Source organism: Maribacter sedimenticola, from assembly GCF_900188415.1.
GTDB classification, from domain to species: domain Bacteria; phylum Bacteroidota; class Bacteroidia; order Flavobacteriales; family Flavobacteriaceae; genus Maribacter; species Maribacter sedimenticola.
This window is the reverse complement of sequence record NZ_FZNV01000003.1, coordinates 764,364-776,522: the sequence shown is the minus strand read 5'-3', so window position 1 is coordinate 776,522 and position 12,159 is coordinate 764,364. Positions and strand designations below refer to the sequence as shown.

Genomic DNA, 12,159 nt, shown 5'->3' with positions numbered 1-12,159 from the left:
ACATAGGTGGCACCGTTGTCGATACTGTACTCGTACCTCGTGTCGTCGCCCGCTGTGGACGTCGCCGTAACGGTGATCTCGCCCTCAGATCCGGGCGCACAGGTCTCCGTAGTGGTCACCGCAGCGGAAGCCCCGGTCATCTCGTCGAAAGGTAGTACCGTAGCGGTAGTGCTGCCGGAACATCCGTTATCGTCGTATACGTTTATCGTATAGCTCTCACCGGTTCTGTCCGTTACCGTCAGCACGTTGGAGGCGCCCGACTGTACAACGTTGGAGGCGCTATCGATGAACTCATAGATTACATAATTGCCGCTACCGCCCGTAATGCCGCCGTTGACCGTTACCGTGGCATTGTTATCGTTATTGCCGACACTACAGCCGAATTCAACAACACTAGCGCTTACGTTCAATATCTCGTCCGGCTCGGAAATGGTTACCGGTCTGTCCAAGAAACATCCTCTGTCAGAATAAACTCTTACATAATATGCATCGTTAGCTGAAAGATTATTGAAGATGTTGGATGATTGCGCCGCCCCTTGAGGTAACATTCGTAAAGCGTCATAAGGCAATACAGGAGTTGGATCAATCAGCAATTGATATGTATATGGAGGGTTATCCATAGTAGGGTCCAAACTAACAACAATACTGCCATCATTTCCTCCAAAACAAGTAACATCCGTTACGGAAGTAGTAAAGTCTACAGCCGTTGGTACTTCTAACTCAATATCTACCAATGCGCTACACCCTGTATATCTAGGGTCTAAATCATAAATTGCCGCAGTGTACATTCCTGGATCTAAACTAGAGAATAGCGGGGTTAGTTTACGCCCTTCAACAGATGCTCCGCCAAAGAAGAAAAGCTCATACTCATAGGCTCCTGAACCTCCATATGCCGTTATCAAGATAGCACCATCACCTCCTAAACAAGTTGGTTGCGCCTGAACCTCCGCAGTTATATTGGAAGGTTTAAAAATTTCCAAGGCAACCTGATTTCCACAACCGTTGAAATCACGTATATCAATAGTATAGTTGCCAGAACTCAAGTTTGAAAACTGATGGGTAGTACCCAATGTTGTCAGCGTTGAAGATTGGTAAGAACCACTATTAACACTTAGCGTATATGGTTGAATTCCTTCGCCGTCCAAAGTAACCTCTACGATAAACTCACCTTCATTTGCTGCACACTGGTTTACAACTACAGCAGATATAAGCGGTGAAGGATCTTCTGCTATTGTAATGTCTAAATGAGAGCTTGCAGCACATCCGTTTCCATCAATGACATAAACATCCCAATCTGTATTTACTGCAAGATCTAATTCTTTATAATTGCTTGTTTCATAATCTGAGGCTGCAGGTGTTACCCCATTTTCCATATAAGCATAAGTATACGAACCATTACCACCACCTGCAATAACAGTGATATTGGCATTTTCTGAACAATACCCATTATTTTGATCCACTAGGTTGAGGGTAACCGGATTAGGTTCTATAATCCTGAACTCAAATGTATTGGTACAGTCTGGAGCGCTATCCTCCCTAAAAAACAATACATAATCTCCCGGAGGAATAGCAGATACGGTTTCCACAGGTGTTGGTCCAGGTCCTGTAGTACCTGAAATTGTACCTGAATATGCACCTACTAAAGGCGTATTGGATATAGACTCCCTTATTTCATAGTAGATTGAACTAACCCCAGAATCAAAGCCTTCTATCTGAAATGCGATAGATCCATTGGTATCGCCATAACATGCGACATCATTGACTACTGGGTCTGCAACTACATCAATGGCAGAAAGTGGCGGTATGTCCACCTCTACGTAACTAGAACAATTAGTATCTGTATCAATAACCTGGAAAACATAGGACTGACCAGGATTAAGCCCATTATATGTAGCTGTTTCCTCCCCTGTTCCAGGTCCTGGGATTTCTGTTGTCGGAGCGGTTCCTGCCCCATAAATGGTAAAATCATAATTACCAGACCCGCCACTGGCCAATAATTCTACCGACCCACCTGTGGCACAGCTAACAGCAGGCACAAGTGCATCTACTGTTAAATATGGATTGGAAAGAACCCTAACAGGATTTTGATAAAACTCACAACCATTGGCATCCAATACCCTAACATAATAATCTCCAAAATCAAGTCCCTCAAACGAAGCGGTAGTTGCAGATGTATTTACTATTGGATTAGGACCTGTTGTAACTACAATATTATTCTGATTATCATATAACGTATAGGTAAAATTAGGTACCCCACCACTGGTTATATTAATATCAATTCTTCCGGGAATATCACCAGATCCACCACAACTAACATCCGTAGCTACAACATTGGCATCAAACAATACTGGGTCATTAACAGTAATGGTTTGGGTGTATGTACAACTCTTACTATCCCTAAGGGTATATGTATAAGTGCCAGCGGCCAATCCTGGATAAACCCTTTGACTGGTGAAGGGACTGCCGTTAAAACTAATCTCATAAGGAGAAGATCCGTAAGCAGGGTCAATATTAATTTCTACAATACCATTAGAGTCGCCGTTACATGTGGGGTCAGTAATCGTCTCCGTAGCCAAAGGATTAACGACTGCCGTTACAGTTACTTCATTTGATTCTGCAACACATCCTTGGCTATCCGTTACCCTAAATCTATATAATCCGGGAGTATTTGTGGTAAATGGAAAAGTACCTGTATATGAAGTGTAACCGCCGTTATCTATATTTAACTCATATGTAAATGGCGAATAACCTCCGTTTACCTGTAAATCCAAGATAGCATCAGGCGATACAGTACAATCAATATCCTTTGATAAAACTATGTTTGCCGTCAACTGAGGTTCTATGGTAAACATTAAATCATCCGTACATCCATTGGCATCCCTAATTTCAAATGTATAATTGCCAGGTGTTAAGTTCGCAAATGTATTGGAAGTTCTATAAGGGCCCGAATTCATTCTAAATACATAGGGGGCCAATCCTCCAGATCCACCGATAACCACGGTAGCCGAACCTGGGTTGGAAGAATCATAACATAAATCTGAACTAGGGTCAATACTGATAACAGGGTTCACCGGTGTGTTCAAGGTAAAGGTATCCGTAGCGGTACATCCATTAGTATCCGTAACGGTAATGGTATGTATTCCTATTTCATTAAGGCCAGTGAAGATATTTTCACTTTGTGGCCCTACAATATTTCCATTTGGTTCTTCAATTTGATACGTATAACCTGCCGTTCCGCCAGAAGCTGTTATGGTAACCGAACCACCATCTACACAAGTTGGCTGCACAACGGTTTCCGAAAAAGTAACGATGGCCGGCTCCGATATGGTTTGGGATATGGAAACCCTACATCCAGGATTTGTACTTCCGGCTTCCCTTACATATATAGTATAGTTGCCAGCAGCCAAACCTGTTATTGTGTATGGCGAAACGGTATCACTACCATCTATAGTGGCAAAACCGCTATCAAAACTATATTCAAATCCACCTATACCAAAGTTCTCTACCTCAAAAGTAATCGCACCAGAACCGTCCGCGTTACAGTCAAGGTCCTCATAGCCTATTATAGATGCCTCGAAAGCATTTCCGTCCTCTACGATTACGTCAATACTTGTTGTTCCCGGACATCTTGCCGGTGGCTGGGTTGCCAAAAGATCATCTATAGCAATATCATTTCCGTCAAGAACTGCAGAGTTCGTTCTGAAGATTATATCCAGGTTTGTATTTGCTCCGGGGTTTAGTGAGACAGAATAATTATGCCAATCATCCGGGCCATTATTTTTAGGAACACTGCCCGCCGTAGATGAGCTGGCAATAATATTTCCACTACCATCCACTAATTCTATTTGCATGCTAGGGTCTCCTCCAGAGGTGCCAGTGCGCAATAAGTTCAATGCCCAAAAGGAAATAGTAATATCCTGGTTAGGTAATACCTCAACGTTCCTTTTAGAATATACAATACCACCAACACCAACAACACCACCAACATTGATCGCCAAATATCGCCCATTGGCATTACCGGTATGGTCATTAGGACTGATCCATGTGGCATGTAAAGGTGCTAACGCACTTGTAACCGTATATTCTCCATCAAATAAACGAGCATCACCAATACTACAGGCGCTAGTACTTCCATCGCCAGGCTCGTAACAATAAGCAGGGTCTATCTGTGGTATACTGGTATTGGGTCCGGTACCAAAATCTTCAGTCAATAAGGTGCTTTCTGCTGGTGCAATGGTACTTAAATAAGTAACATCTATGGTGTGCGGACCTGCAGGTACGTTGTTGAATATATTGGAGGTAGCCGGACTGTTGGGGCTACCGTCGATACTATAGGTGTAGTCGAAATCGCTGCTGCTCGGGGTCACCGTTACCGTGCCGTCGCCGTCACAAAGGTAATCCACCGTTGCAGACAATGTGGGAGGTGCAGGGGCCGGGTCTACCGTAATGTCCATTGGGAACGTACAGTTGTTGGCGTCACGGACGTATACCGTATGGTTGCCCGCCAATAGGTATCCTATGGGACTGGAAGTATACGTTCCGCCACCGTCAAAGCTATAGCTGTACGGTGCGGTACCTCCATGGGCGTTAGTGATACGGACCTCCGCGCCCTGAGTAGGGTTGCACTCCACCAACTCGGCTACAGCGGCAGAGGCCGAAAGGTTAAGGGGCTCCGTAATCGTATGGATTTCCCCTATCTCGCAAAGGTTGGCGTCCCTGACACGGATGTTGTACGAACCGGCGCCAAGGTTGTTGAACGTGTTCTGCGAAACATAGCTTGCGCCGTTGTCTATACTATAGGTATACGGACCTTCCCCGCCACTTGCCATAATCGTCAAGGTGGACTGGCTGTCCCCGCTACAGAGTACCGCGGTGTTCGAGATCGTCAGTGCCAACGGCAGGTCCTGGTCGATCGTGATGGCGTATACGCTCTCGCAGAAATCGGCGCTGCCGCCGTTGTCCCTTACATAGACGTCGTAGTCGCCCGTACCCGTAACCGAGATTGTGCTGTTGGGCACAAAGTCGCCCGATGTGGGCGTAGTGCCGTTGTCCACTACCGCGTAGACATAGTTGCCGTGTGTACTGGGTGCCCGCACTGGCGGTAACCGTTAATTGAGGTTCTATGGTAATGGATTGAGATGCACTATCACAACCATAAGCATCTGTGACCTCTATCGTGTATGTTCCTTGTGATAATCCGTTAAATGTGTATGTAGTTGAATTGACTGGAGATGGTACCACCCATGTTCCTCCATTGATCCTAAATTGATAATCCCCATTACCATCCGTAACATTAACTTGAATAGTTGCATCATTACCACCACTATAGCAAGCTGTTTCATTTAAGGTAAAAACGGGAATAATTGGTGCCGTAATCGTGATAGGGTTATCTATTAGATCCGTACATCCGTTTGCGTCCATAACACGAACCCTATAGGTGCCTGCCGTTAATCCGCCAAAAGTTGTACCGGTTTGGTAAGCGGTCAATATGCTTCCAGCATTATTTTCTAATTGATATGTATATCCAGGTGTACCGCCCAATGCGCTAGCGGTTATAATTGCCCCTCCATTATTACAGGTATAGGGTTGTGTCTGAGATGCGTCCGCAACCACCACCGAAGGTTCGTTGATAACTTGACTTATACTTGTACTACAACCAGGATTAGTACTGCCTGCCTCCCTAACGTAAATGGTATAATTACCGGCAGAAAGTGATGATATCGTCTGTGGAGATACCGTAGTACTTCCAAGAATAGAACTAAAGTCACTTGTAAAACTATACTCAAACCCTCCAGGACCAAAGTTCTCTACCTCAAAAGTAATAGAGCCAGAACCGTCCGCGTTACAGTCAAGGTCCTCATAGCCTATTATAGATGCCTCGAAAGCATTTCCGTCCTCTACGATTACATCTATACTTGTGGTTCCCGGACATTGTTCTGGGATTTGGAAAGCAAGTATGTCATCAATTGCAATATCATTACCTTGAATTACAGCGGATTTGGTTCTTATAACAATATCCAAGTTTGTATTTGCACCGGGATCAAGTGTTACGCTATAATTATGCCAATCATCCGCATTATTGTTCTTAGGAATATTACCCGTTGCAGTACTAGCAATTACATTACCGCCCAAATCAACCAATTCGATTTCAATGGTTGGATCCCCTCCGGATTGTCCATTTCTAAATATATTGAATGCATATAATGAAACCGTTACATCTCTATTTGGGATAACTTCTACACCGCGTTTTGCATATACAATACCACCAACACCAGCTGCACCACCAACATTGATCGCCAAATATCGCCCATTGGCATTACCGGTATGGTCATTAGGACTTCTCCACGGATTGTAAGGATTGGTAATAACACTTGTTACGGAATACTCTCCATCTTGAATATGGGTGTCGGTTCCAAAACCACATAAGCTTGCGCTACCGTCTTGTGGTTCGTAACAATAAGCAGGGTCTATCTGTGGTATACTGGTATTGGGTCCGGAACCAAAATCTTCCTGTAATAGTATACTTTCTGCCGGAGCCAATGTACTTACATAGGTAACATCTATGGTGTGCGGACCAGCAGGTACGTTGTTGAATATATTGGAGGTAGCCGGACTATTGGGGCTACCGTCGATGCTATAGGTGTAGTCGAAATCGCTGCTGCTCGGGGTCACCGTAACCGTGCCGTCGCCGTCACAAAGGTAATCCACCGTTGCAGACAATGTGGGAGGTGCAGGGGCCGGGTCTACCGTAATGTCCATTGGGAACGTACAGTTGTTGGCGTCACGGACGTATACCGTATGGTTGCCTGCCAATAGGTATCCTATGGGACTGGAAGTATACGTTCCGCCACCGTCAAAGCTATAGCTGTACGGTGCGGTACCTCCCTGTGCGTTCGTGATACGGACCTCCGCGCCCTGTGTAGGGTTGCACTCCACCAATGCTGCTACAGCGGCAGAGGCGGACAGGTTGAAGGGCTCCGTGATCGTATGGATTTCCCCTATCTCGCAAAGGTTGGCGTCCCTGACACGGATGTTGTACGAACCGGCGCCAAGGTTGTTGAACGTGTTCTGCGAAACATAGCTTGCGCCGTTGTCTATACTATAGGTAAACGGACCTTCCCCGCCACTTGCCATAATCGTCAAGGTGGACTGGCTGTCCCCGCTACAGAGTACCGCGGTGTTCGAGATCGTCAGTGCCAACGGCAGGTCCTGGTCGATCGTAATGGCGTATACGCTCTCGCAGAAACCGGCGCTGCCGCCGTTGTCCCTTACATAGACGTCATAGTCGCCCGTACCCGTAACCGAGATTGTGCTGTTGGGCACAAAGTCGCCCGATGTGGGCGTAGTGCCGTTGTCCACTACCGCGTAGACATAGTTGCCGTCACCGCCCGCTCCGGCGATCGCCACATCAGTGGCAGAACCACAGGCGGTAATGTAGCCCGCACTGGCGGTAACCGTTAGCTCTGGATTGACAACGATTGTTTCTGTATCCGTACAGTTTTTACCATCCCTTACATCTATTGTATATGTTCCTGAAGATAAATTGGAGAATACGTTGTTTGTTGTAAAAGGTGCTCCGTTAATGCTATATTCAAAATTTCCGTCACCTCCTGAAGTTACATTTGCCGTCAAGGTCAAAAGTGTAGAACTATCAAAACAATCTTGGTTTGGAGTAACAACTAGGACAGGTGCTATTGCGGAATCTAATGTAAATGAGAACGGTATTGCGCAATTATTGGAATCCGTTAATGTTCCATTATACGTTCCCGGTTGGGTCAATCCGTTGAAATTACCTGTACCATTTGTACCAAACGATGAACCATCTGGGTTGTTCAATGAAAAGGAGTAACCACCCCATCCACCTGTAGCGGTAATACTAACACCACCATCTGTTAGACAAGTAGGTTGTGTTTCATTAATTGATGTAATAGCCAATGCAGATGCAGGTCCTTCCAGTTCATGGGTGGTAGTATACGTACAATTTGTAGCGGTATCCGTAATGTTTATTACATAGTCTCCAGCCTCCAAATTATTTAAATTGTTGATTACCGCTTGTGTTCCTCCATTGCTGGTAAAACCGGATGGGCCTGTAATGGAATATGTGAAGTTTTGTCCGCTTTGGAAAGTTACATTAAAACGAATGCTGCCATCTGTTGCTCCAAAACAAGAAACAGGTTGAACGGTAGTTCCAGAAGCCGATATGGGGTTTATACCGTTTATCGTATAATTTTCTTCATAGAAACAGCCATCAGTATCTGTAACCCTTACCGTATAGGTGTCTGGTGCCAGTCCGTCAAAATTAGCTTCATTGCCTACGGTACTTGTGGGGTTTATTACAGTTGGGGCAACAATGGCATACGTAAAAGGAGCTGAACCATTTGTAGCGGATACCCTAAGGTCTACCGTTTGATCAGGACAAGCAATCTGAGATGCCGTTATATTTAAATCCGTTGGCGGGTTTGGTGCATCTATTAGTATAACATTGGTTCTGAAAGTACATCCATTGGCGTCTCTAACGGTAATATAGTAATTGCCATCTACTAGATTTTCAAAACGATTTGCATTAGCTACCGTATCTGGAATAAAGTTTACGCCATCAATACTATACTCATAAGGGGCAACACCACCGGTTACGTTCTGTGCTTCAATAATCCCCTCTTGAACACAAGTATAATCTTGAATCAAAACAGCATCTCCCTGCACTGCCGAAGCGGGCGAACCAATGGTATAGTTTTCCTCATAATCACAAGAAGCACTACCTCTTCTTTGGTTGATCAATACACGATAATCCCCTGCCGGTAAATTTGAAAAATTACCCGTGCCGTTCTCGCCAAGAGGTTGGTCGTCGGCATCAAATAAGGAAAAGGTTAATTGATAACCGTTATTATCAATTAAATTATATTGTATTCTACCGCTAGCATCCCCAAAACAGTTAACATCCACTACAGTAGTGGCGTTAAATTCCGCTGCAGGTTGAAATTCTATTTCAACAGTGTTGGACACTTGGTAACACCCATTTCTATCTAACACTACAAACGTATAGTTCCCCGGGTCTAAAATGTCGAAAATTTGACTTGTCTGAAAATTGGTTGCAGGTATATCTGCATACGAAGGATATGAGGTTACCGTATTTCCTGATTCATCTACATATGACCAGATTGCATAGGTATGTGGCGTTGTGCCCCCATCAGAATCCATTTGGATATTACCTTCCCTACAAGTAATATGTTGAGAAACCCTTGCACTTAATGTTAGGTCATTGTTATCCACAATAGTAACATTCTCACTATATGAACAACCATCTGCGGTTGAAATTAAAGCAATATAGTCCCCTGCACTTAAATCCGTAAAGGTAAAATTGTTGTCCGTTTGTCCATTTTCACTGTCCAAAAGAGTGCCTAATCCTCCATTACTTCCATCATCTATTCTAATTTCGTAGTTATATACCGCATCCGCATTATTGATCTGTAAATTGATAGACCCTAGTTCGTAACAGAATTCTGGAGTTACATTAACATTATAGGTAACGTCTCTATCTAAAATACCTATTACTTCCGTAGTAAAAACACAGGCGTTTGGTATTACATCTCCATTGATGTCCGTAGGTGTAACCTCTACCCTATAAGAACCGTTCTCGCCAGAAGAAAAGTCAAAACTTGGACCATTGTTTGCGCTAAACGGAACAAGAATGTTATTGGTTTCATTGTCTATCAACTGGTAACCATATCCACTGCCCAAGTTGGTTATGGTAATATTACCGTCTGTATTACAAACAATATCCCTATTGGTGTAATCTATATCCAAATTGTTCTGGAACCCTTTAAAATAATAGCGGCTGATACATCCGTTTCTATTGATAACGGATAATCTATATTCTCCAGGAGCATTTAATAGGAAGTTACTTCCAGTGCCAACTTCCGTCCAATTACAGGTAAGTGCTTTATTGGCACAATCCTCGCCAACCGGAGCACAACTGCCTTCGTCCAACAATTCCCAGCTAACACTTTGGGCATCTACAATATTTACCGCTAATGGTTGAGAATCATTAATACCGCACAAGAAAATCTTTGGGATGAAAGAATTGTCTATAGTACAATTAACAATTTCTCCAGGTATGTCATTTGAAGGATCACTATCGTTATTAACTTCATTAAAATATTCGGTAACAGGATTGGGTATATTACCAGAACCAAAGGGTTCAACCGTAATGACTTCTTGGTAACCAATACAAGGTGCGGCAACAATTTTATCTACGATATAAACACCAGGAGTAGTAACTACTTGCGTACTTGGGTCATTATCTGGGTCACCATCATTAATTTCAACATCCAAACTGTCCAGTTCCCCATTACCATTGGTGTCCTGATACCATACGTAAGAGTCGAAACCTTGTCCCGCTGTCAAAATTGTATTTGCACCACATAAGGTAACCGTTCTGTCAAAGCTACAAGCACTAAGGTCGTCCAAAAGGAAATTAGTAGCACCTGGAACCGTAAAACCACATGAGTTAAATTCACTTACACTGGGGTCGTCCGTTACCATTGCAGAATTATTTTCTCCACGATAGGTACCATAGGCCACATTTTCAATTAAATCAGAACATGCGTTTACGAAGTCAAAACAGTTTTCCGCTACTTGTACACGAAAACGAATGGAATATTCAGAATCCTCATCTTCTACGTATCTGTCCGGGACAGAAAAAATAATCTCACGAGTTAAGGGGTCATACGTATAGGTAACTCCATCTGGGTACGAAAAATCAGAAGCATTGAAAAAACTACGTCCGTTTGGCGGAGAGACATTAACAGGAAGTACGTCTCTTATAGTATAGCCTACCCCATCATCGTTACCAATATTCTCAAAAGTCAGCACATAATCCAAGGTTTGACCTAAATTAACACCTTGACCTGTTATATCTACACCACCTGGCGTCTGAACCCTTTTTTCCAACACAATATTAGGTGCAATGATATCCACATCAAACGAAGCAAAAAAGATATCATATTTGTCTTGAGAGGAAGTGGCTCTTAGCGTAGCACTGGTTGATCCATTAGGAATAATGGTATTGTTGACTCCGCCGTTAGGAATTTCAAAATAATCTACATCCCAACCCAAGGTGTTTATACTATTTGGATTTCTGTTGGTGTAAGGAACATCGTTAATAGTGATACTTGAATTGAAGAAGTTGTTGGCAGGGTTCTCACCGTTCGATAAGGTGGTAAAAGACCCATTGGCATTGATCTGCAATGCATCTCCATCAATTACATTATCTCCTTCCAAAGCGGCCACACCCATATTGGCATACACAGGAAAAGGAGCGGGTAATGTTGTATATCCGCTGATAGGAATATCTACACTTTCGCCAGATTTTATTCCCGCATATCCATCAAAGGTGGTTATGAATTTATCCCCTGGTAAATTTGGGTTTTCATATACTACGACCATTTTCCAACCACCGGAAATACCACCACTGACCGTACGGCTATTATCTGCCCGTACATTGGCTACAAAATACTCCCCATTTGGGTTTGGCAATGCCGATACTATGGAGGTAATATCCTTATAATATGCGTAAGGCGCATAATATCCAAAATCTATATCATTATAACCGTCAAAAAGTTCATCGTCCGCTGCTATATCCTGATATGCACCACCTGGAACCCTAAATTTTATTTCATCAATATTACTACGGTCGGCGTTGGTATAAACCGCTGACCAATAAAGACCGGCATAACGTATCATTGAACATTCATAGTCCGGAATATTAAGTGTAGCGCTACTTGAGCTAAAGGTAGAAGAGTCCCCATCTACATCAATATAACGCATATCAAATGAGTCGTTTGCACTAGATGCACCTCGAGTATCGTTGTATGGATCATTAGGTGATACCTCTGGAATAGTAAAGTTTTCCCTTCTCCAACGGCCATTTCTCCATACCCACCTTCTACCTGAGGATTCTGGTATATAACGGTTGACGATGTTGTTCGCAATAAAAGTTATCTCTCCGCGAATATCAGCTTCATAACGCACCGCAAAATCTCTTTTTACTTGAGAATACGCTGTGTTGAAACCCAACAACAAGAATAAAATGAAAAACAAACCTTTGGAGAAAATTTTTCCCATAAGTGAAGAACGCTTAGTAAAATCAAAAAAAACAAT

Annotated in this window: 2 protein-coding genes; both read right to left on the bottom strand. The window is 43.4% G+C overall.

The genetic code is table 11. From position 1 onward, the window contains the following. Positions 1-4,829: SprB repeat-containing protein (locus CHB68_RS18750; protein WP_245838934.1), on the bottom strand; the 4,829-nt coding region annotated here is incomplete at its 3' end. 28 nt (positions 4,830-4,857) lie between these two features. Next, entirely contained in the window at positions 4,858-12,123 is a 7,266-nt protein-coding gene (locus CHB68_RS12635) for a hypothetical protein (RefSeq protein ID WP_218822502.1), read from the bottom strand. Positions 12,124-12,159 lie beyond the last annotated feature (36 nt).